The organism is Azospirillum sp. P4_B5 (assembly GCF_056402275.1).
Map to the genome: position 1 here is coordinate 254,420 of NZ_JBFUHT010000008.1, position 22,112 is coordinate 276,531.

Annotated in this window: 18 protein-coding genes and 1 pseudogene; 12 read left to right on the forward strand and 7 right to left on the reverse strand. The window is 69.1% G+C overall.

What is annotated here, in order from left to right; genetic code table 11:
• Positions 1–28: 28 nt before the first annotated feature.
• Positions 29–181 (reverse strand): annotated as a pseudogene (locus tag AC1DVI_RS08895) (ATP-binding cassette domain-containing protein); the annotation flags it as partial.
• Positions 182–370: 189 nt separating this feature from the next.
• Here AC1DVI_RS08895 and AC1DVI_RS08900 point away from each other — a divergent pair.
• The 5 genes from AC1DVI_RS08900 (at position 371) to AC1DVI_RS08920 (ending at position 7,380) form a co-directional block, all read left to right on the forward strand.
• Positions 371–1,546: an ROK family protein gene (locus AC1DVI_RS08900; RefSeq protein ID WP_476957646.1), complete on the forward strand. Its 1,176-nt coding sequence runs from the start codon at positions 371–373 to the stop codon at positions 1,544–1,546.
• Positions 1,547–1,678: 132 nt separating this feature from the next.
• Complete coding sequence (locus tag AC1DVI_RS08905) at positions 1,679–2,749, forward strand: HlyD family secretion protein (RefSeq protein WP_476957647.1); 1,071 nt, start codon at positions 1,679–1,681, stop codon at positions 2,747–2,749.
• On the forward strand, positions 2,746–5,499 hold the full coding sequence (gene rbbA / locus AC1DVI_RS08910) for a ribosome-associated ATPase/putative transporter RbbA (protein ID WP_476957648.1): 2,754 nt from the start codon (positions 2,746–2,748) through the stop codon (positions 5,497–5,499). The genes AC1DVI_RS08905 and rbbA overlap by 4 nt, the downstream gene beginning before the upstream one ends.
• 3 nt (positions 5,500–5,502) lie before the next feature.
• On the forward strand, positions 5,503–6,624 hold the full coding sequence (locus AC1DVI_RS08915) for an ABC transporter permease (RefSeq protein ID WP_476957649.1): 1,122 nt from the start codon (positions 5,503–5,505) through the stop codon (positions 6,622–6,624).
• A gap of 393 nt (positions 6,625–7,017) precedes the next feature.
• Positions 7,018–7,380, forward strand: coding sequence for a hypothetical protein (locus AC1DVI_RS08920; RefSeq protein ID WP_476957650.1), 363 nt, complete (start codon positions 7,018–7,020; stop codon positions 7,378–7,380).
• A gap of 93 nt (positions 7,381–7,473) precedes the next feature.
• On the opposite strand, the gene AC1DVI_RS08925 is transcribed toward AC1DVI_RS08920, so the two are convergent.
• Both AC1DVI_RS08925 and AC1DVI_RS08930 read right to left on the reverse strand, forming a co-directional pair.
• Positions 7,474–7,626 (reverse strand): hypothetical protein, encoded by a 153-nt coding sequence (locus AC1DVI_RS08925; protein WP_476957651.1) that lies wholly within the window; start codon positions 7,624–7,626, stop codon positions 7,474–7,476.
• Between the two features lie 307 nt (positions 7,627–7,933).
• The gene (locus AC1DVI_RS08930) at positions 7,934–8,824 is read right to left on the reverse strand and encodes a LysR family transcriptional regulator (RefSeq protein WP_476957652.1); all 891 of its coding nucleotides are present in this window, start codon (positions 8,822–8,824) and stop codon (positions 7,934–7,936) included.
• An 82-nt stretch (positions 8,825–8,906) separates the two neighbouring features.
• Here AC1DVI_RS08930 and AC1DVI_RS08935 point away from each other — a divergent pair, with 82 nt between their 5' ends.
• From AC1DVI_RS08935 to AC1DVI_RS08965, 7 genes are all read left to right on the forward strand, one after another.
• Complete coding sequence (locus AC1DVI_RS08935; protein WP_476957653.1) at positions 8,907–9,509, forward strand: cysteine hydrolase family protein; 603 nt, start codon at positions 8,907–8,909, stop codon at positions 9,507–9,509.
• A gap of 213 nt (positions 9,510–9,722) precedes the next feature.
• Positions 9,723–11,150, forward strand: coding sequence for an FAD-binding oxidoreductase (locus tag AC1DVI_RS08940; protein WP_476957654.1), 1,428 nt, complete (start codon positions 9,723–9,725; stop codon positions 11,148–11,150).
• Positions 11,151–11,209: 59 nt separating this feature from the next.
• On the forward strand, positions 11,210–12,292 hold the full coding sequence (locus AC1DVI_RS08945) for an ABC transporter substrate-binding protein (RefSeq protein ID WP_476957655.1): 1,083 nt from the start codon (positions 11,210–11,212) through the stop codon (positions 12,290–12,292).
• A 121-nt stretch (positions 12,293–12,413) separates the two neighbouring features.
• Positions 12,414–13,547: an ABC transporter ATP-binding protein gene (locus tag AC1DVI_RS08950; protein WP_476957656.1), complete on the forward strand. Its 1,134-nt coding sequence runs from the start codon at positions 12,414–12,416 to the stop codon at positions 13,545–13,547.
• 1 nt (position 13,548) lies between these two features.
• Complete coding sequence (locus AC1DVI_RS08955) at positions 13,549–15,333, forward strand: ABC transporter permease subunit (RefSeq protein ID WP_476957657.1); 1,785 nt, start codon at positions 13,549–13,551, stop codon at positions 15,331–15,333.
• A gap of 49 nt (positions 15,334–15,382) precedes the next feature.
• Complete coding sequence (locus tag AC1DVI_RS08960; RefSeq protein WP_476957658.1) at positions 15,383–16,303, forward strand: dihydrodipicolinate synthase family protein; 921 nt, start codon at positions 15,383–15,385, stop codon at positions 16,301–16,303.
• Between the two features lie 85 nt (positions 16,304–16,388).
• Entirely contained in the window at positions 16,389–17,273 is an 885-nt protein-coding gene (locus AC1DVI_RS08965; protein WP_476957659.1) for an IclR family transcriptional regulator, read from the forward strand.
• A 5-nt stretch (positions 17,274–17,278) separates the two neighbouring features.
• On the opposite strand, the gene AC1DVI_RS08970 is transcribed toward AC1DVI_RS08965, so the two are convergent.
• The 4 genes from AC1DVI_RS08970 to AC1DVI_RS08985 form a co-directional block, all read right to left on the reverse strand.
• Entirely contained in the window at positions 17,279–18,157 is an 879-nt protein-coding gene (locus AC1DVI_RS08970) for a cation diffusion facilitator family transporter (protein ID WP_476957660.1), read from the reverse strand.
• 156 nt (positions 18,158–18,313) lie between these two features.
• Positions 18,314–18,964, reverse strand: a complete 651-nt coding sequence (locus tag AC1DVI_RS08975; RefSeq protein ID WP_476957661.1) for a DsbA family protein — start codon at positions 18,962–18,964, stop codon at positions 18,314–18,316.
• A 39-nt stretch (positions 18,965–19,003) separates the two neighbouring features.
• Entirely contained in the window at positions 19,004–19,507 is a 504-nt protein-coding gene (lspA, locus tag AC1DVI_RS08980) for a signal peptidase II (RefSeq protein ID WP_476957662.1), read from the reverse strand.
• Positions 19,504–21,711 (reverse strand): heavy metal translocating P-type ATPase, encoded by a 2,208-nt coding sequence (locus AC1DVI_RS08985; RefSeq protein ID WP_476957663.1) that lies wholly within the window; start codon positions 21,709–21,711, stop codon positions 19,504–19,506. The genes lspA and AC1DVI_RS08985 overlap by 4 nt, the downstream gene beginning before the upstream one ends.
• Positions 21,712–22,112 lie beyond the last annotated feature (401 nt).

Consider the following 22,112-nt stretch of genomic DNA (forward strand, 5'->3'; position numbering starts at 1 on the left):
CGCCCGATGTCGGCTGGTGAAAGCCGGACAGGATCTTCATCAGCGTCGATTTGCCGGCCCCGTTCTCGCCGACCAGGGCGTGCACCTCACCGCGCTGGACGGTGAAATCCACCCCATGGAGGACCTCGACGGGCCCAAAGCTCTTCGTGACGCCGAACGCTGCCAGAAGCGGCTCGGCCATGGGGTCGCCCCCTCCCTGGATTGCGGCTTCTCGTGTGGCCGCGAATTAGATAGACGGTCTAACAAATGGAAGCGTATGATTCGAATCAGCCCGCGTCAAGCCATGTCGGGGCGACATCCCCCACCTTTTCGGTGTATGCCCCGTCCGGCGCCCAACGATTGCCGCCAGACGCGCGAGACAGGAATCCGCATGCTGCCAAGGGTCAACTCGGCCGCGATCCGCCGCCTCAACATGGTTCGTGTCTTCCACGCGCTGCGGGAGAACCCGAACTGCGCGCAGCGCGACCTCAGCCGCCTGACCGGCCTGGACAAGGCGACGACCTCGGCCATCGTGGCGCAGATGATCGAGGAGGGGCTGGTCGAGCGGAGCGAGGCGCCGCGCGCGCGCCGCATCGGCCGGCCGGAAACCGCGCTCGGCATCGCCCCGTCGGCCGGGCTGCTGGTGGGCGCCCGGCTGGAGCCGGGAACGATCCGCATCGTCTCGACCACGCTGGCCGGCACGGTGGTGGAGCAGTCGCAGATCCCCGGCAGCACCGACCTCGCCACGGCGCTGCGCCAGCTGCACGAGGGGATCGATGCGGTCGTCGCGGCGAGCCGTCCGGGAGGTGACGAGACTCCGCCCTTACGCGGCATCGGCGTCGGCATTCCGGCGCTGATGGACCGCGAGGGCCGGCTCGTTCTGGCGCCCAATCTGGGCTGGCGCGACACGCCGATCCGTCCGCTGCTTGAGGAGGCGCTGGGCGCGCCGGTCCATGTCGACAACGACACCAAGGCCGCCGCCATGGCCGAGCGGCTGTTCGGCGCCTGCCGGGGGGTGGAGGATTTCGTCTACCTGACCGGCCATTCGGGCGTCGGCGGCGGGCTGTTCCTCGGCGGGCGGCTGTACCGCGGCGCTCAGGGCTTCGCCGGGGAGATCGGCCACCTGACCGTCGTACCGGGTGGCCGCCCCTGCGGGTGCGGCAAGCGGGGCTGCCTGGAAACCTACGTCTCCGAAACCTCGATTCTCGCCCAGGCCGGCGAGCGGGGACGCGCCCTGCCCGACCTTTGGGCCGCCGCCGCCGCCGCGCGCGACGGCGATCCGGTGGTGCGGACACTGCTGGAGTCGGCCGGTTCGTATTTGGGAGTCGCGCTCTCCCACATGGTCAACCTGACGAATCCGGGCTTGGTGGTGTTGGGCGGCAACCTGTCGATCGTCGCGGAGTTCATTCTTCCGGCCTTGAACGCCGCGCTTGACGAGCATGCGCTGGAACCGCTGCGCCGCGACCTGCGGCTTCTCGTCTCGCCGCTCGGCCCGGACGCCGTTCCCATGGGGGGAATCGCGCTGGCCATGGATGGCTTCCTCTCGGTGCCGGGACCCATCCTGTAAGACCATGCGCGATCGCGCCCGTGCGGCAAAAGAACCTTCCACTTCAAGCTGAAAAAGCCGGTGGCGCTGCGCCGACGGTCTGATAGGCTGGATGGCCTTGACGGCGTTGCCTGCAAGCGAATGGATTGGTGGATGATGAGGAAGCCAAGCCGGTGGCTGCTCAAAGCCGCAGCCGCGCTGACCGTCGTCGTGGTCCTGTATGGGGTGTGGCTGTTTGTGCAGCCCAAAGGACTGCCCGCCGGTCTGGCCAGCGGCAACGGCCGGATCGAGGCGGTCGAGATCGACATCGCCACGAAAACCGCCGGGCGGGTCGAGGACATCCTGGTCGATGAGGGCGATTTCGTCACCGCCGGCCAAGTGCTCGCCCGGATGGACACCGACGTGCTCCAGGCCCAGGCCAAGCAGGCCGAGGCCCAGAAGCAGCAGGCGGTCATCGGTGTCGAGACCGCCCGCCATCAGGTGCTCCAGCGCCAGGCCGAGCGCCAGTCGGCGCTCTCCCTGGTCGCCCAGCGCGAGGCCGAGCGGGACGTCGCCCAGAAGCAGCTCGCCCGATCCGAGGAACTGGAAGCGCGCGGCACGACGTCGCGGCAGGTTCTCGACACCGACCGCGCCCGCTTCGAAAGCGCGAACGCCGCCGTCAGCGCGGCAAAGGCGCAGGTCGCCGCAGCCGACGCCGCCATCGCCACGGCCGAGGCCCAGGTCGTCAACGCCAGGGCGGCGGTCAACGCCGCCGCGGCGACCATCGAGCGCATCCAGGCCGACATCCGGGACAGCACCCTCCGCTCGCCGCGCGACGGCCGGGTGCAGTTCCGGGTGGCGCAGCCGGGCGAGGTGCTCGGCGCCGGCGGACGGGTGCTGAACATGGTCGATCTCAGCGACGTCTACATGACCTTCTTTCTGCCGACGGAGGCCGCCGGGCGGGTGAGGATCGGGACCGAGGTGCGGATCGCCCTCGACGCCTTCCCGCAATACGTCATTCCCGCCAAGGCCACCTTCGTGGCCGACGTCGCCCAATTCACGCCGAAGACGGTGGAAACGGCCAGCGAACGCCAGAAGCTGATGTTCCGGATCAAGGTCCAGATCCCTCCTCCGTTGCTCAAAAAGTACATTCGTGACGTGAAGACCGGATTGCCGGGGGTGGCCTATGTGCGGATCGAGCCGGACACCGAGTGGCCGGCCAACCTGCAAAACCTCGTGCCATGAGCGCCGCCGCCGACCGGTCCGCCGCATCACCCGTCGCGCGTCTGCGGGACGTCAATCTGGTGTACGGGATGGTTCGGGCCATCGATGGGATCAGCCTCGACGTCCCGGCGGGCTGTGTCACCGGCCTGATCGGCCCCGACGGCGTCGGCAAGTCCAGCCTGCTGTCGCTGATGTCGGGAGCGCGCGCCCTGCAGGAAGGGACGGTCGAGGTGCTGGGCGGCAGCATGGCCCAGGCGCGCCACCGCCGCGCCGTGTGCCCCCGCATCGCCTACATGCCGCAGGGCCTCGGCAAGAATCTCTATCCGACGCTGTCGATCGCCGAAAATCTCGATTTCTTCGGACGGCTGTTCGGCCAGGGCCGCGCCGAACGCCGGGGCCGCATCGCCGAACTGACGCGGAGCACCGGTCTGGCGCCGTTCCTCGACCGGCCCGCCGGCAAGCTGTCCGGCGGCATGAAGCAGAAGCTCGGCCTGTGCTGCGCGCTGATCCATGATCCGGACCTGCTGATCCTCGACGAGCCGACCACCGGCGTCGACCCGCTCTCGCGGCGGCAGTTCTGGGAACTGATCGACCGCATCCGGGCGGACCGTCCCGGCATGAGCGTGGTGGTGGCCACCGCCTACATGGAGGAGGCGGCGCGCTTCGACTGGCTCGTCGCCATGGACGAGGGACGCGTGCTGGCCACCGGCAGCCCGCGGGAACTGCTGGACCGCACCGGGACCGCGACGCTGGAAGAGGCCTTCGTCGCGCTGATGCCCGAGGAAAAGCGCCGCGGGCACAAGGCCGTCGCGATCGTGCCGCGGCCGGAGGACGGGAGCGACATCGCCATCGAGGCGAAGGGCCTGACCATGCGCTTCGGCGACTTCGTGGCGGTCGACCATGTCAGCTTCCGCATCCCGCGCGGCGAGATTTTCGGCTTCCTCGGCTCCAACGGCTGCGGCAAGACGACGACCATGAAGATGCTGACCGGCCTGCTCCAGCCGAGCGAGGGCGAGGCCCGGTTGTTCGGGCAACCGGTGGACGCCCGCAACATCGGGACACGGCGGCGCGTCGGCTACATGTCCCAGGCCTTTTCGCTCTATTCGGAGCTGACCATCCGGCAGAACCTGGAACTGCACGCCCGCCTGTTCCAGGTGCCCGAGGACGTCTTACCCAGCCGGGTCGCGGCGGTGGCGGAGCGCTTCGGCCTTGCCGACGCGATGGAGGCGCTGCCGGACCGGCTGCCGCTCGGCCAGCGCCAGCGCCTGTCCCTCGCCGTCGCGATGGTCCACGAGCCCGCGATGCTGATCCTGGACGAGCCGACGTCGGGCGTCGATCCGATCGCGCGCGACGCGTTCTGGGAGATCATGATCGGGCTGGCGCGCCGGGACCGGGTGACGATCTTCATCTCGACGCATTTCATGAACGAGGCCGAACGCTGCGACCGCATCTCGCTGATGCACGCCGGCCGCGTGCTGGTCAGCGACACGCCGGCGGCGCTCGTCGCGAAGCGGGGCGCCGCGACGCTGGAGGAGGCCTTCATCGGCTATCTGGAGGAGGCCGTGGCGGAGCGCCGGGACAGCGATGCCACGGCGGCTCCCGACGATCGCCGACAGGCCCCGTCCCCAGACGCCAACTCTCGGGGCGAGCGCGCGGAAGGCCGCCTTTTCAACCTGCGGCGCATGCTCAGCTACACGCTCCTGGAAGCGCTGGAGCTGCGGCGTGATCCCATCCGCGCGACGCTCGCCCTCGTCGGCAGCCTCCTGCTGATGGTCATCATGGGCTACGGCATCAACATGGATGTCGAGGACCTTTCCTTCGCGGTCCTGGACCGCGATCAGACGACGACGAGCCGCGACTACACGCTGAACCTCGCGGGCTCCCGCTACTTCGTCGAACGGGCGCCGATCATCGACTACGACGATCTCGACCGGCGCATGCGGGCGGGGGACCTCTCCCTGGCGCTGGAAATCCCGCCGGGCTTCGGCCGCGACGTCGCCCGCGGGCGTCCGGTCCAGATCGGGGCGTGGATCGACGGCGCCATGCCGACGCGGGCCGAGACGGTCAACGGGTACGTGCAGGGCATGCACAGCCAGTGGCTGGCCTCGCGGACCAGCACGCCCAGCCTCGCCACCATCGAGACCCGTTTCCGCTACAACCCGGACGTCGAGAGCCTGAAGGCCATCGTGCCGGCGGTCATCCCGATCCTGCTTCTGCTGATCCCGGCGATGCTGGCGGCGCTCAGCGTGGTGCGGGAAAAGGAACTCGGTTCGATCATCAACCTCTACGTCACGCCGGTCACCAAGCTGGAGTTCCTGCTCGGCAAGCAACTGCCGTATGTCGGGCTGGCCATGCTCAACGTCCTTCTGATGGCGGCGCTGGCGGTCACCGCCTTCGGCGTGCCGCTGACCGGGAACGTGCTGGCCCTCGCCACCGGCGCCCTGCTTTACAGCTTTTCGGCGACCGCCATGGGTCTCCTGATGTCCAGCTTCATGCGCAGCCAGATCGCCGCCGTCTTCGGCACCGCCATCGCGACGCTGATCCCGGCAACCCAGTATTCCGGCATGATCGATCCGGTCTCGTCCCTGGGGGGAGCCGCCGCCGTCATCGGGGAGGTCTACCCGACCACCCATTTTCTCACCATCGCGCGGGGCGTCTTCTCGAAGGCCCTGGGCTTCGGCGATCTGCACGCCGCCTTCGTCGCGCTGCTGATCGCCGTGCCGGTCCTGGTCGGCGCGAGCGCGCTGCTGCTGAAGAAGCAGGAGACCTGAGCGATGCAGGCGTCCAACGTCCTGAACCTCGGCATCAAGGAACTGCGCAGCCTCGCCCGCGACCCGATGCTGCTGGTCCTCATCGTCTATTCCTTCACGCTGGCGATCTACACGGCGGCGACCGCCATACCGGAGACGCTCAACAAGGCGGCGATCGCCATTGTCGACGAGGACCGCTCGCCTCTGTCGGCCCGCATCGTCGGGGCCTTCTACCCGCCCTATTTCCTGCCGCCGGTGCTGATCACGCCCGCCGAGATGGACGCCCGCATGGATGCCGGGCTCGACACCTTCGCGCTCGACATTCCTCCGGACTTCCAGCGGGACGTCCTCGCCGGGCGCCGGCCGGCGATCCAACTCAACGTCGATGCGACCCGGATGACCCAGGCCTTTTCGGGGAGCGGCTACATCCAGCAGATCGTCAGCGGGGAGGTCAACGCGTTCGTGCAACGCTACCGGGGAGAACCGTCCCTCCCGGTCGAACTCGCCCTGCGCGTCCGCTTCAATCCCGGGATGAACAAGGGCTGGTTCGGATCGGTGATCGAGGTCATCAACCAGGTCACGATGCTGTCGATCATCCTGACCGGCGCCGCCCTGATCCGGGAGCGCGAGCACGGCACCATCGAGCATCTGCTGGTGATGCCGGTCACGCCCGTCGAGATCATGGTCGGCAAGATCTGGTCGATGGCCCTGGTCGTGCTCGTCGCCTGCGCCGTCTCCCTGGTCTTCGTCGTCCAGGGGCTGCTGGCGGTTCCCATCGGCGGCTCCGTCGCCCTGTTCCTCGCCGGCGCCGCCCTGCACCTGTTCGCCACCACGTCGATGGGCGTCTTCCTGGGGACGGTGGCCCGCAGCATGCCGCAGTTCGGCATGCTGATGATCCTGGTGATGGTGCCGCTGCAGATGCTGTCGGGGGGCATGACGCCGCGCGAGAGCATGCCCGCCCTCGTTCAGGACGTGATGCTCGCCGCTCCGACGACGCACTTCGTCACGCTGGCCCAGGCCATCCTCTACCGCGGCGCCGGCCTCGACGTGGTCTGGCCGCAATTCCTGGCGCTGATCGGGATCGGCGTGGCCCTGTTCAGCCTGTCGCTGGCGCGCTTCCGCAAGGCCATCAATCAGATGTCATGAGCCAGATGTCATGAGCCGCCGCCGGATGGCCCCGGCGGCCCGGGCAATTTGTGCCTATGGGCAGAGCCTGCCAAGCGAAAGCCGCGCTTTTCGGCGTCATGGGCGCCGAGCATGCCTCCATCGGCGCGGCACAAATATGGCACAACCTTTGCTTTTCCCACCGGCATGTGGCGAGAGCCGCAAACCGCAGTGGAGGGGAACGTGCAAGTCCTTGGTCATACCCTGTCCGCCGGCCATCCGGTCGTCTTGGATCGGAGTCGGATGTCGGGAGCCGGGCAATCCGCGGGCTCGCCCAGCTTCTCGGACCTGCTACCGACAGGCGCTTCCGACGCAACGGCTCCCACGGCAGCGCCGGCATCGGCCGATCCGGCCGAGCGCGAGGAGATCGCCCGAATGCAGACGGAGTTGGATGCCTACAAGCGGCAGCGGGATACGGTCGTGCGGAACCGGACGATGGACCCGCCGGCGTTTCAGATGGCCTTGCCCGTCAACGACCGCGGCTATATGCCATACGTGACGGCCGACCAGCAGAAGCTGATGGATCGCATCACCGATACTTTCCTCGGCCGGCCGGAGCACGAGATGGCGAGGATGTGGGAGGAACTGAGGGCCAACGGCCTCACGCCCGAGCAACTCGTGCGCACCGCGAAATACTTCGTCAATCTCGACGGTGAGGTCGTCAGCCGCGCGGTGGCAACGGGGGGCCAGCGCCCCGCCCAGCACGGCGGCACCGCCTGGACGGCGTCAAACGTCTGACGCCCCCTCCCCACGACGGACGGTGAAGCCTCGCTCCACTGCTGAGACCCGCCGAGTGTCACCCGAATGTTGGAGTCCACCGAACATTGAAGTTTACGCAACGTCCGCCCCGCCGCGGATGACGCGCCGGACGCCGGCGGGCACGGCGATCTGAGGACGCAACTCCAGCACCAGATGACGGTCCGGCAGCCCGGCCAGCGCGTCGCGCAGTGGCACCGTCCAGCGGCTGCGACACGTCGATTCCACGGATCTCGGCCCCGAGCGCTGGGAAACCGGGTGAGCGGTGACGGCAGGGTGGCTCATGATGATGCCCTCAGCTGCCAGTGCGGTCGTGGATGTCGGCGAAGGACGACCCGCTTACCCGCCAACAACACTTTTCATCTGTATAAAAAAGAGAATTTCATATAGGGAACAGGCTTTATGCTTGACGTCGAGAGCGCGCTTCGCCCTTGGCTGGCTTTCTGCCGAAAACTCCCCCTGCCTTGCCTCGCACTGCCGGCCGGCTGATCCTGGGCAGCGCTCAGGACTCGATCCGCTGAATGTCCGCGGCCCCTCAGTCGGTTGCCGTGCGGTCGGCGGCGAACTCCGCGGCGAACAGCGCGACCAGATGCTCAATCAACGCCCGGATCCTTGGCACGTCCCGCAAATCCGGGTGCAGCACCAGCCACGCCTCGCGCTCCAGCGGCGGTGCCGCGCAGGGTACCGGCCGCAAGTTCGGCTCCCCCGCCACCAGCCAGAACGGCAGCAGGGCCACCCCGAAACCCGCCTTCGCAGCCGCAAGCTGGGTCTGCAAGCTGTTGGAACGGAGGGCGACGCGGCGGCCGGCCGTGTGGCGAGCCAGCCAGACCGCTTCCGGCAGGTCGGCCAGCGCCTCGTCGTAGCCGATCATCGCGTCGGGCGCCCCCACCACCGCGAACAGGCCATAACGGATGGCGGCGAGCCGCCGCGCGATCAGGTCGCCGCGCTGCGGGCGGGCGAGCCGGATGGCGATGTCGGCTTCCCGCCGCGCGAGGCTGAGCGAGCGGTTGTCCACCGTCACCTCCAGGTCGATTCCAGGGTGGCGGGCGCGGAAAGGCCCCAGCCGCGGCATCAGGAAACGGTCGGCCAGCGCCTGGGTGGTGGTCAGCCGGACGGTGCCGGTCAGTCCGGCCTCCCGCCCGCCGCGGCTCGAGACCTGACGCAGAATGGCCAGCGCCCGCTCGTCCATCCCGTCGGCCAGCGCGAAGACCGCCTCCCCGTCCAAGGTCAGGCTATAGCCATCGGCCCGCCGTTCCACCAGACAGCATCCCAACCCCTCCTCCAACGCGGCAACCCGGCGTCCGACCGTCGCGTGGCTGATCCGCAACGCGCGCGCCGCCGCCGACAAACTGCCGGTGCGGGCCAGTTCCAGGAAAACCCTCAGATCGTCCCAGTTCAGGGTGGCTGTCTGCTTATGAACAGTCATCGTGCAAACCTATCGAATTTCCGTCCAAAAATACACAGAGCACAGTGGGCGCCGCACCCTCTCATCCGGAGCCGCATTCGCCATGAGCGCCACCCCGAAGACCCTTCTCGCCCTCGCCGGAGCCCCCGCCACACCGAGCCCCCTCGACTCCGCGGCTTTGGTGCTGATCGACGCCCAACGCGAATACACCGAGGGCGCCCTTCCCCTGGTCGGAATGGAAGCCGCGGTGGCCGAGGCCGCGCGTCTGCTGGAGCGGGCGCGCAAGGCCGGTGTCCCGGTCTTTCACATCGTCCACCACGGCAAGCCCGGCAGCGTCCTGTTCAACCCGGAAAGCCCGCTGTCCGGCATCGTCGCCCCGCTGATCCCGCTGGACGGCGAGACGGTGGTGGCGAAGCACCTGCCCAACGCCTTCGCCGGGACCGACCTCGACGCCCTCATCCGCGCCACCGGCCGCAAGGAGTTAATCGTCGCCGGCTTCCAGACCCACATGTGCGTCAGCAGCACGGTGCGCGCCGCCCTCGACCTCGGCTGGCGGACCACGGTCGTGGACACGGCCAGCGCCACCCGCGACCTTCCCGACGGGTCCGGCGGCGTGATCCCGGCCGACATTCTGCACCGCGCCAATCTCGCCGCCCTGGCCGACCGCTTCGCCGTGGTGGTCAGGGACAGCCGGGCCTGGGCGTAAGGACCGCATCGGCTCACCGCCATTTCAAGACGGTGAAAAGACCATCCACCCATCACTCCGCACCGGACAGTGCCCGGCACCGACGCTTCCGCGCGCCGAAAATTCGCACGCTCCGCAAAAAGAGGTTTGTTGGAGTACAAAACTCAAGTTATCATATTCCAGTTGAAGCAATCGCATAGCGATTGAATAATGGACAGATCAAGGAGATCGCGCGTGGACGTGATCGCTGAACTGACGAGCCTGATCGGTGTCGACGCCGTCCTGACCGCCCCCTCCGATCTGGATGCCGTCACCGAGGACTGGCGCGGGCGTTATCGAGGATCGGCGCTCTGCCTCGCGCGTCCCGCCAACGTCGGGCAGGTGGCCGATGTGGTGCGCTGCTGCGCCAAGCACGGCGTGCCGGTCCTGCCGCAGGGCGGCAACACCAGCCTGTGCGGCGGCGCCGTTCCGTCGGAGACTGGACCCGCCCCGGTCATCCTCAGCCTCACCCGCATGCGCGCGGTCCGCGCCATCGACCCGGTGAACAACACCATGGAGGTCGAGGCCGGCTGCGTCCTCGCCACCGTCCAGGAGGCCGCCGCCGCCGCCGGGCGGCTCTACCCGGTCAGCCTGGGCGCCGAGGGCTCCTGCCAGATCGGCGGCACCATCGCCACCAACGCCGGCGGCACCTCGGTCCTGCGCTACGGCAACACCCGCGAGAACGTGCTGGGGCTGGAGGTCGTGCTGGCCGACGGCACCGTCTGGTCGGGCCTGTACGGCCTGCGCAAGAACAACACCGGCTATGATCTGAAGCATCTGTTCATCGGTTCGGAAGGCACGCTCGGCATCATCACCGCGGCGACCTTGAAGCTGCATCCTCTGCCGACGCGCCACGCGGTGGCCTGGGTCGGGATGGCGTCGCCGGAGGACGCGCTGACCCTGCTGACCCGCGTGCAGGAGCGCAGCGCGGCGCGGCTGTCCGCCTTCGAGATGATCAACCGCCTGCAGCTCGATCTGGTGGCCGGCCATGTCCCCGGCCGCCGTAGCCCGATCGAGAGCGAGGCCGACTGGCACGTGCTGATCGAGCTGTCGGACAACGGCTCCGGCGAGGCGCTCGACGACGAACTGCAGGCGATCCTGGAGGACGCCTTCGCCGACGGCCTGCTGAGCGACGCGGCGCTGGCTTCCAGCGAGGCGCAGCGCCACGCCATGTGGGAGATCCGCCACAGCGTGTCGGAGGCCAACAAGAAGGCCGGCGTCGGCCTGACCACCGACTGCGCGGTGCCGCTGTCGGCGGTGCCCGCCTTCATCGCGGCGGCGACCGCGGCGGTGCGCGCGCTGGTGCCCGACCTGCCGGTGATCGTGGTCGCCCATCTCGGCGACGGCAACGTCCACTTCATCCCCTTCTTCGGCTTCGACGCCTGGGAGGCCGCCGCATCGGGCGACCGTGATGCGCTCGCCGCCGCGCTGCGCCACGCCGTCAACGACGAGGCCGCCCGGCTCAAGGGCACCTTCAGCGCCGAACACGGGGTCGGCCGCGTCCAGCTCGCCGAGATGGCCCGCTACAAGCCGCCGGCGGAGCTGGCGCTGATGCGCGCCGTCAAGCGGGCGCTCGACCCGCAGAACATCCTCAATCCCGGACGGCTCCTGCCGCCCGGCTGATCATCTCCGTCTTTCCGCCCCCCAACCGCCGCCCCGGCCCATCCTCGAGGAGTTCCGACATGAGCACACGTCAAACCGGCTGGTCCCGCCGCACCCTGCTGAAAGCCGGCGCCGCCGGCACCGCGGCGCTCGCCATGCCGGCGATCTGGAGCCCGGCCCGCGCGCAGAACAAGCGCATCGTCGTGCGCGACGACGGCGGCATCTACACCAAGGCCTATGGCGAGGTCTTCTACAAGCCCTTCACCGCGGCCACCGGCATCGAGGTCGTCGGCGTCCAGGCCAACGCCGAGCCGACCGCGCAGATCCGCTCGATGGTCGAGGCGAAGTCCTACACCTGGGACATGGCCAAGATCAGCGAGCCGGCCATCCTGATGCTGACCAGCGGCGACAAGCCGATGCTGGAGAAGCACGGGCTGGAGAACGATCCGGCGGTCGCCGGCATTCCCAAACAGTACATGTCGGAATACGGCGTCGGCACCAACGTCTACACCACCGTGCTGGCCTACCGCACCGACGCCTTCAAGGGCCGCAAGGCGCCGGCCTCCTGGAAGGACTTCTACGACGTCGCCGGAGTCGCCGGCCGCCGCGCCCTGCGCAAGCACCCCTTCGACACCATCGAGCAGGCGCTGATGGCCGACGGCGTGCCCACCGGCGAGGTCTATCCCTGCGACTTCGACCGCGCCTTCAAGGCGCTGGACCGGATCAAGAAGGACATTCCGATCTTCTGGACCAGCGGCGCGCAGGTCGAGCAGATGCTGATCTCCGGCGAGGTCGATCTCGTCCCGACCTGGGTGTCGCGCCCGCAGGCGGCGATCGCCGCCGGCGCTCCGGTCGGCATCGTCTGGGACCAGAACATCTGGGGCCTCGACAACTGGGCCATCCTGGCCGGCACGCCGAACGCCGACGCCTGCCGCCAGTTCATCAAGTTCACCTGCGATCCGAAGCGGCAGGCGGAGCTGGTGAAGTATTTCCCGGCCGGCGTCACCATGCCCGACGCCTTCAAGCACATCGACCCGGCGATCGCCCCCAACTGCCCGACCTTCCCGGCGAACATCGAGAAGGGCGTCAAGATCAACGCGCAGTTCTGGCTGGACAACCAGCAGAAGGCGCTCGAGCGCTACAACGCCTGGCTGCTGAGCTGAGGCGACGGGACGCTCCGTCCCGACTGAGGACCCGCGACCGGCCCTCCTTCCTGTTTGGCGGGGCCGGTCGCGGGGCTCCCGCATTTTTCCCCATTCCCCTTTCGACGCGAGGAGACCTGCCATGTCGTCGTCCAGCCTAACCGTCCAGGGCCTCGCCAAGCGCTACGGCGATTTCGTGGCGCTCGCCCCCACGGATCTCGTGGTCGCCGACGGTGAATTCCTGACCCTGCTCGGCCCCTCGGGCTCGGGCAAGACGACGCTGCTCAGTCTGCTCGCCGGGCTGGTTCCGCCCGACGAAGGAATCGTGCGCATCGGCGCGCAGGATGTGACCTACGCCCCGCCCTACGAGCGCGACATCGGCGTGGTGTTCCAGAACTACGCCCTGTTCCCGCACATGACGATCGCCGAGAACATCGCCTTCCCGCTGAAGATGCGGAAGATCCCGGAGGCCGAGGCGAAGAAGCGCGCGCGCGAGGCGCTGGAGATGGTCCACCTGCCGCACATCGCCGGGCGCTACCCGCGCGAGCTGTCGGGCGGCCAGCAGCAGCGCGTCGCGCTGGCCCGCTGCATGGTCTACAAGCCGTCGATCATCCTGATGGACGAGCCGCTGGGCGCCTTGGACAAGAAGCTGCGCGAGCATATGCAGCTTGAGATCAAGCATCTGCACCGCGAGCTGGGAACGACGGTCGTCTACGTCACCCACGACCAGGAAGAGGCGATGACGATGTCCGATCGCATCTGCCTGATGAATTCCGGACGCATCGAGCAGCTGGGCACGCCGGCCGACCTCTATTTCCGCCCGCGCACGCTGTTCGTCGCCGACTTCCTCGGCGAATCAAACCTGCTGCCGGCGGTGCTGGGGCCGCGGCTGGGCGACGAGGCGGAGATCCGGCTGGGCAGCGCCGGCATTCCCGGCCGCGCGCTGGCCAACGGCCAGGACCTGCCGCCGGGTTCACCGGTGCGGGTGATGGTGCGTCCGCAGAACCTGACCATCACCCGTTCGTCGGACAACAATGCTTCGGGCGTGATGGGCCGGGTGTCCGACGTGATGGTCACCGGCAGCCTGACCAAGGTCTACATGCAGCCGCTCGACGACGCCCTGCCGCCGCTGGTCGCCGCCTTCGCCACCCGCAACGAGGCCGAGGCGATCCGCATCGACGACGTGCTGGGGCTGTCCTGGGACAGCCGCGACGCCGTGGTGATCGCGGACCGCGGCCCGGCCGCCATGCCCGCAACCACGGCCAAGGCGGCCTGACATGAGCGACCAGATCATGACCATGACCCACGCCGCTCCACGGCGCGGCGCCCCGCCGGCTTGGCGCAAGCCGGTGCTGATGGGCGCGCCCATCGTCCTGCTCCTCACCGTCTTCCTGGTCTTCCCGGTCGGCCAGCTCCTGGCGCTCAGCGTCTACAACGGGCAGGGCTTCACGCTGGCGCCCTACCAGCAGCTCTTCTCGTCCAGCCTCTACGTCACCGTGCTGTGGATCACGCTGAAGATCTCGCTGGCGACGACGCTGGTCTCGGTGGCCGGCGCCTACCCCATCGCCTACCTGATCTCCGTCACCAAGGGGCCGGCGAAGAGCCGTCTGATCTTCTGGGTGCTGCTGGCCTTCTGGACCAGCTTCCTGGTGCGCGCCTTCGCCTGGGTCATCATCCTCGGCCGCAACGGCGTCATCAACGGCACGCTGATGTCGCTGGGCATCATCGACCGGCCGATCGACCTGCTCTACGGCTTCGGCTCCGTGCTGGTCGGCATGGTGCACGCCATGCTGCCGCTGGCGGTGATGACCATGCTGGCGGTGATGGAAAACATCGACCGCACCCTGCCCCGCGCCGCCAGCACGCTCGGCGCGCGTCCCGGCACCGCCTTCTGGACCGTCTATTTCCCACTGTCACTGCCCGGCGTCGCCGCCGCGGCGATCATGGTCTTCGTGTCGGCCATCGGCTTCTTCATCGTGCCGGCCCTGCTCGGCGGGCGGCGCGAGACGATGATCACCCAGCTCATCATCGACCAGATCCAGCAGACGCTGAACTGGGGCCTCGCCGGGGCCATCTCGGTGCTGCTGCTGACGGTGGTGCTGGCGGTGTTCGTGCTCTACGACCGCGTCTTCGGCTTCGCGACGCTGACCGGCGAGACCGCGGGGACTGCGCACAACCGCGACACCGCCATGCGGCGGCTGGGCGGCCGGGTGCTCGGGCTGCTCGGTGCCGCGAGCGACGCCCTGCTCGGCCTGTTCCCGCGCCGCCGCCCGCGCGGCACCGGCGAGATGCCGTCGGCCGGCCTGCGGACGCTGGTGTGGACGATGCTGGTGCTGGTCAGCCTGCCGGCCTTCCTGATGATCCCGCTGTCCTTCGGCAAGGCCGGTCTGGCCTGGCCGCCCACCGGCTTCTCGCTGCAATGGTACGAGCAGCTCTTCCAGTCGCCGCTGTGGATGCAGGCGCTGACCCGTTCGCTGGTGGTGGCCTTCGGCACCGGCCTGCTGTCGATGGCGATCGGCGTGCCGGCGGCCTTCCTGATGGTGCGCAGCCGGATGCGGGGCAAGGGCGCGATGCTGGCCTTCATCCTGTCGCCGGTGATCGTGCCGCGCATGATCATCGCCGTCGGCATGTTCTACCTGTTCGCCCAGATGGGGCTGGTCGGCACCATCCTGGGTCTGGTGATCGGCCACACGGTCGTCGCCGTCCCCTATGTGGTGATGACGATGACGGCGGTGTTGCGCAACTACGACACCCGGCTCGACCTCGCGGCGCAGAGCCTTGGCGCCCGTCCGCTGGCCGCGCTGCGCCACGTCACCTTTCCGATCCTGGGGGCCGGCATGCTGTCGTCCTTCCTGTTCGCCTTCGCCACCTCCTTCGACGAGCTGACCATCTCGCTGTTCTCGTCGGGCGGTCTCAGCGCCACCCTGCCCAAGCAGTTCTGGGACGAGGTGACGCTCCAGGTCTCCCCCGTCATCGCGGCGGTGTCGACCGGACTCCTCGTCTTCGTCGCGGTGCTGATCTACGCCGCGGACCGGCTGCGCCGGCGCAGCCTGGCCTCCTGATCCGCACCGGAACCGACGCTCCACCTCTTCGCACTTCCAAGGATACATCATGCTCGACGCCACCAAACTCCGCGGCATTCTGCCCGCCACCCCGACGCCGGTGACCGCCGACGGCACCATCGACGTCGCGGCCTCGAAGGCGCTGTTCTCCTGGCTGAACCGCCAGGGGATCGACGGGGTGGTTCCGCTGGGCGGCACCGGCGAGTACGGCGCGCTGGCACGGGCCGAGCGCAACCGCTTCGCCGCGCTGACGGTCGAGGCGATGGCGGGCACGAAGCCGGTCATCGCCGGCGTCCTCGACACCGGCTATCACGACGCCCTGGCCGCGGGCCGCGATTTCGCGGCGGCCGGCGTGGACGGCCTGCTGGTCCTGACGCCCTACTACACCAACCCGACCCAGGCCGGCATCCGCGACTACTTCCTGCGCTACGCCGACGAGTCACCGGTGCCGATCCTGATCTACGAGATCCCCTACCGCACCCGCATCGCCGTCGATCCGGAGGTCCTGCACGAGTTGTCGCGCCACGAACGGATCGTCGGCATGAAGGCCTGCAACACCGACATGTACCACTTCCTGCGCACCATGGCCGGGCTGGACCCGTCCTTCGCCATGCTGAGCGGCGAGGACACGCTGTTCCCGCTGCATGTGGCCGCCGGGGCCAAGGGCGGCATCGTGGTCACCGCCAACCTCCTGCCGCGCGCCTGGCGCCTGGTCTTCGACCTCGCCGCGTCCGGCAAGACCGCCGAGGCGCTGGAGGTCCACCGCACCCTCATCCCGATGATGAACCTCGCCTTCGCCGAGACCAACCCCGGCCCGATGAAGTCGGTGATGGGCCTGATCGGCGTGAACGCCCCGGCGATGCTGCCGCCGCTGCGCGAACCGCGGCCGGAGCTGCGCGAGGCACTGAAAAGCGAACTGTCGCGCCTTCTGACCACCTATGAAGGGCTGCCGGCCGCTGCGGTGGCCTGACCGGTGGCAACGCTTGCGCGTGGCATCCGGCGCGCCGGATGCTATGCGTAGGCGAACCATGCCGACGACGCGAGGACGAGCACCGATGAAGGCCGGAAAGACCACCAGAACGGGCGGCATGGCGGACGGCACGGCGGGCGGCGACGCCCAACAGACCGACACCGCGCCGGCCGTGAAGCCGAAGGCCGACCCGCGCGCGTCGTCGCTGTTCGTCGGCTCGACCGAAAAGACCTTCCAGATCCTGCACGCCTTCGACGGCCCGCACCGGCAGATGCCGCTGTCCGAGATCGCCAAGGCGGCGGGGCTGGACCGCAGCGCCGCCCAGCGGCTGGTCTACACGCTGGAGACGCTGGGCTATCTGCGGCGCGTCCACGGCACGCGCAACTACGCGCTCAGCCCGAAGCTGCTCCAGTTCTCCTACAATTACCTGCGGGCGAACGAACTGATAGAGAAGGCGTCGCCCTACCTGCTGGACATCAGCCGCAGCGTCGGCGAGACCGCCAACCTCCAGGAGCTGGACGGCCACGAGATCGTCTTCGTCGCCCGCTTCCCCGGCCGGCATCTGGTGAACATCGACATCATGGTCGGCAGCCGGCTGCCCGCCTACTTCACCGCCTCGGGCACCGCCATCCTGTCGCGCCTGTCGGAGGAGGAGCAGGAGGAGATCCTGGCCCGCACCGATCTCCGCCCGCTCACCCCCTTCACCGTGAACGACCCCGGCCGGCTGCGCGCCCGCGTGCAGGAGGCGGCGGAAAAAGGCTACGCCGTGGTGACCAACGAGACGGTGATGGGCGACATCTCGGTCGCCGCCGCCATCACCGACGAGCATGGGCACGCGGTCGCCGGCCTGAACATCTCCGTCCCCACCACCCGCTGGACGCCGGAGTCGGCCGAGCAGGAACTCGCCCGGCACGTGCAGGTGGCGGCGACCTCGATCTCCGTCAACAAGTTCGCCGGCTATCCGCGGTAGCCGCGTTACCGATGCCCCTGGTCGGCGTGGGCGCAGCCGCCGTGCTCCAGCTGCACCGTGGCGTGCCGGATGCCGAACCGTTCCTCCAGAACCCGGTTGACGTCGCGCAGCACCCGGTTCCGGTCGGCGCCGTCCTCGACGACCGCGTGCAGGGTCAGCAGGAGACGCTCCGTGTTGAGCGACCAGACATGGACATGGTGGACGTCCGACACCCCGGCGACCTCGCCCAGGGCGGCGCCGACGCTGGCCGCGTCGATGCCCGGCGGGGTGCCTTCGAGGAGGATGTGCCCGGCCTCCTTGGTGATCCTCCAGGCGCTGCGCAGGATGAGCAGGGCGACCACCACCGACAGGATCGGGTCGATCGGCATCCAGCCGGTCCACAGGATGATCAGAGCGGCGGCGATGGCGCCGACCGAGCCGAGAAGATCGCCGAGGACATGGACGGCGGCCCCGCGGACGTTGAGGTTCCCGTCCCCGCCGCGGCTCAGGATCCAGAAGGCGAGGATGTTGACCAGCAGCCCCAGCGTGGCGATGACCAGCATCTGGGGTCCCATCACCTCGACCGGATCGAAGAGGCGCCCGACCGCCTCGACGACGATCCACAGAGCGATGGCGAACAGGCTGACCCCGTTGGTGTAGGCGGCCACCACCTGGAAGCGGTGGTAGCCGTAGGAGCGCAGCGGGTCGGCCGGGCGGCGGCCCAGGCGGAAGGCGAACCAGGCGAGCGCCAGCGCCGCGAAGTCGGTCAGCATGTGCCCGGCGTCGGCGAGCAGCGCCAGCGAGCCCGAAACGATGCCGCCCACCACCTCGGCCAGCATGAAGCCGCCGGTCAGCAGCATCACCCAGAAGACCTTGCGCTCGCTGCGTTCGGTCACCGTCGGCATGTCGTGGCTGTGGCCCGCTTCGCCATGTCCGTGGCCATGCGTGTGACCGTGCCCATGATCGTGCCCATGATCGTGACTGTGATGATGTGCCATGTGTTCAGTCCGATGCCGTGTGTCAGTCCGTGGAACCGTTGAAGCGGGCGCTGCGCCGGGTCATCAGGAGGGCGGGAGGAGCGGCCGCACGGCGTTCAGGAACGCCTCGTAGCTCAGCACCCCCTTGTGCGTCTTGCCGTCGATCACGAAGGACGGGGTCGAATCGATCTGGTGCTTCTCCGCACCGTCGAGGCGCGAGTGGAGGATGGCATCGCTGAGGGCCTGATCGTCCAGGCACGCCTGGTAGGTCTCCTTCGGCAAGCCGGCCAGCTGGCCGTAGCGGGTCAGGCTTTCGCGCGGGTCCTTGGCGTGGGACCAGTCGTCCTGTTTGGCGAACAGCACCGACAGGATGGCGAAGTACCGTCCGGGCGGCACGCAGCGGGCCAGGACGGCGGCATCGAGAGCCGCCCGGTCCAGCGGGAAATCCCGGTAGACGATGCGGATCTTGCCGGTGTCGATCAGCTCCTTCTTCACCTGGGGCAGCACCTCGTTGTGGAAGGTGGCGCAGTGGTGGCAGGTGAGGGACGCGTATTCGACGACCTCGACCGGAGCGTCGGGGTTCCCCAGGACTCGCGGGGTCGTCGCCGTCGCGGGGACTTCCGGAGCCGGTGCGGTGGCCGGGGATTGCGCCAGGGCCATGGACGCGCCGCCCAACAGGCCGAAGGCACCGAGCAGCGTCATCGCTTGGCGGCGGTTGAATGGATGGGCGGTCATGGTCGTTTTCTCCTCGCTGTCCACAGGGGAGTCTTGCGCTCAGAACTGCTTGTCGGTCTGTCGCGGCCACAGCCCGGAGATCAGCAGCAGCCCGACGCCGCCGGTGATCCCGATGTCGGCGACGTTGAAGGTCGGCCAGTGCCACCCGAAGGCATGGAGGTCGATGAAGTCGGTGACGGCGCCCTGGCGCAGGCGATCCACGACGTTGCCCACCGCACCGCCCGTGATCGCGCCAAAGCTCGCCGCCTCGGCGCGGCTGTTCGAGCGGGCCGCCCACACCACCAGAACCCCGACGACGAGCAGCGCGGCTCCGGAGAGCAGCCAGGGTCCGTAGGCGCTGTCGTTCTCCAGAAGCCCGAAACTGACGCCGGTGTTGAAACCGAGCACCAGATTCAGGAAGGGCGCCACCTCGATCAGCCGCGGCGGCGCCAGGAGATGCTCCAGCGCCGCCCATTTGGTGAACTGGTCGAGGACCAGGACGATGGCGCCGATGGCGCCCGCCAGTCTCAGGCCGGCGGACGGAGCCGTCCATGTCGTCTTCATGATTCCTTCCTTCCAAAGACCGGCTGCGAAGCCGGAAGGTGTCCGCCCTTGCGGCGAAGCAGGCGCAGCGCGTTGAGCGTGACGCTGATGGTGGCTCCGGTGTCCGCCAGGATGGCCAGCCACAGGTCGGTGATGCCGAACAGGGTCGTCACCAGGAAAACCGCTTTCAGGCCGAGGGCGAAGGCGACGTTCTGATGGATGTTCGCCAAAGTCGCCCGCGACAAGGTGACCAGTTCGGCCACCCCTTCGACCCGGTTGCCCAGCAGGGCGGCGTCGGCGGTCTCCAGCGCGACGTCGGTGCCGCCGCCCATGGCGATTCCGACGTCGGCGGCGGCCAGGGCCGGGCCGTCGTTGATGCCGTCGCCGATCATCGCGACTGTCCCCTGCCCCTTCAGGCCGTCGATCGCGCGCAGCTTGTCCTCCGGCAGCAGCTCGGCCTCGACCTCAAGGCCCAGCGTCCGGGCGACCGCCTGTCCGGTGCGGCGGTTGTCGCCGGTCAGCATGACGCTGCGCACGCCAAGCCCGCGCAGGGCGGCGATGCCCCGGGCGGCGTCGGGCCGCGGCTCGTCGCGGAGCGCCAGAAGGCCGACGGGCCGTCCGTCCGCCAGGACCACGGCGACCGTCTTGCCCTCCTCCTCGAAGGCGGCGACGGTGTCGGCGGGCAAGGCTCCGGCACTGTCCCGTTCGACGGCGTAACGGGGGGAACCGACCTCGATCAGGCGCCCGCCGACCACGGCCTGCACCGCCCGCCCCGGAACGGCCTTGCGGTCGCGGGCCGGGCGCAGCGGCACGCCGTCCGCCGCCGCGCGCTCCAGGATGGCGCGGGCCAGCGGGTGGGCCGAGCCGTTCTCGACGGTGGCGGCGAGGCCGAGCAGCGTGCGCTCGCTGCCGTCGAGCGGGACGATGTCGGTGACGCGCGGCTGCCCGAGGGTCAGCGTGCCGGTCTTGTCGAAGGCGATGGTCCGCACCTTGCCGATCGCCTCCAGCGCGGCGCCGCCCTTGATGAGCAGACCGCGCCGGGCGCCCGCGGCGATCCCGGAGGCGATGGCCGCCGGGGTGGACAGGACCAGCGCGCAGGGGCAGCCGATCAGCAGCAGCGCCAGACCGCGGTAGATCCAGCTGTGCCAGTCCCCGCCGAAGCCCAGCGGCGGCACCAGGACGGTCAGGACCGACGTGGCGATGACGGCGGGCGTGTAGCGGGCGCTGAACCGCTCGATCCAGCGGGCAGTGGGGGACTTCGCGGCCTGCGCCTCCTCGACGAGTCGGACGATGCGGGCGATGGTGTTGTCCGACGCCTTGCGGGTGACGCGGACCCGCAGCACCCCCGTGGCGTTGATGCCGCCGGCGAAGACCGGGGAGCCCACGGATTTGGCGACCGGCACGGACTCGCCGGTCACCGGGGATTCGTCGATGTCGGACTCGCCCTCCTCCACCACGCCGTCGGCGGACACGCGGTCGCCGGGCCGGACAAGAACGAGCTGCCCGACCTCCAGCCGCTCCACCGGCACCGCGCGGGCGCTCTCCCCCTCGATCAGCAGCGCCGTCCGCGGGACCAGCGCCGACAGCGCCCGGATGCCCGACCGGGCGGTTCCGGCGGCGACACCCTCCAGCAGCTCGCCGATGGCGAAGAGAAGGACGACCACCGCGGCCTCCTCCGCCTCCCCGATGGCGAGCGCGCCCAAGGTCGCCACCGACATCAGCATCTCGATGCTGAAGGGTGAGCCGGAGCGGGCGAGCCGGACGGCGCGGCGCCCGAAGACGGCCAGCCCGACCAGGGCGGCGGGCATCGGCGCATAATCCGCCACGCCCGGCGCCAGCCAGGACAACAGGGAGCCGCCCCCGACCAGCAGTCCGATCAGGATGACGATCCGGCCCCGGCCGGTCTGCCACCAGGGCGGTTCCGTCCCGATGGCGGTGTCGAACGCCGCACCGCTTTCGGCGACATGGATCGTGTCGGCGGGCTCCACCCCGAACCCAAGCCCGCGGATCGTCGCCTCGACCGTCGCGCGCGGCGTCGCCGCCTCGTCCAGCGTCAGCCGCAAAATCTGCGAATGGTGGTTGAGCCCGACTCCGGACGCCCCCGGCAGACGCTGCAACGCGGTTTCGATCTTGCCGACGCAGCTCGGGCAATCCATCCCCGCCACCTTGTAGCGCAAGGCCTGCCCGGTGACTGGCGGGGCGGCCTCCATCGTCTCGTCCTGCATGATCCACTCCGACCGGCGATATGAGGGGCCGCGGTGGGGACGAACACGCGGCGGCCTGTCGTGCGCCATCCTGCACCCTGGAGTCACTACAGGGTCAAGAAGGTTTTTCAGGTTGCTGAAGCAGGATTTGTCCATCGGCGCTCTGACGGCGGGACCGCGCCAATCCTCAGGCACGCGGGCCAGTCGCCGGCAAACCCGGCGCGGCTCATTCCATGGAATCCCGAAGGGAAAGAGTCTCAGGGCTTGCTGGACGTTGTCGGAGCGGCCATTTCGCAAGTGCGAGATCCCGATGAATGCGAACGGCCAACGGAAGGATGATGCCGATGTCTCGATCCGCGGTTTCCGGTTCAGGACCGAATGCCGTCGACGCTCTGTCATCCCGCCCGTCCCATGAACGCCCT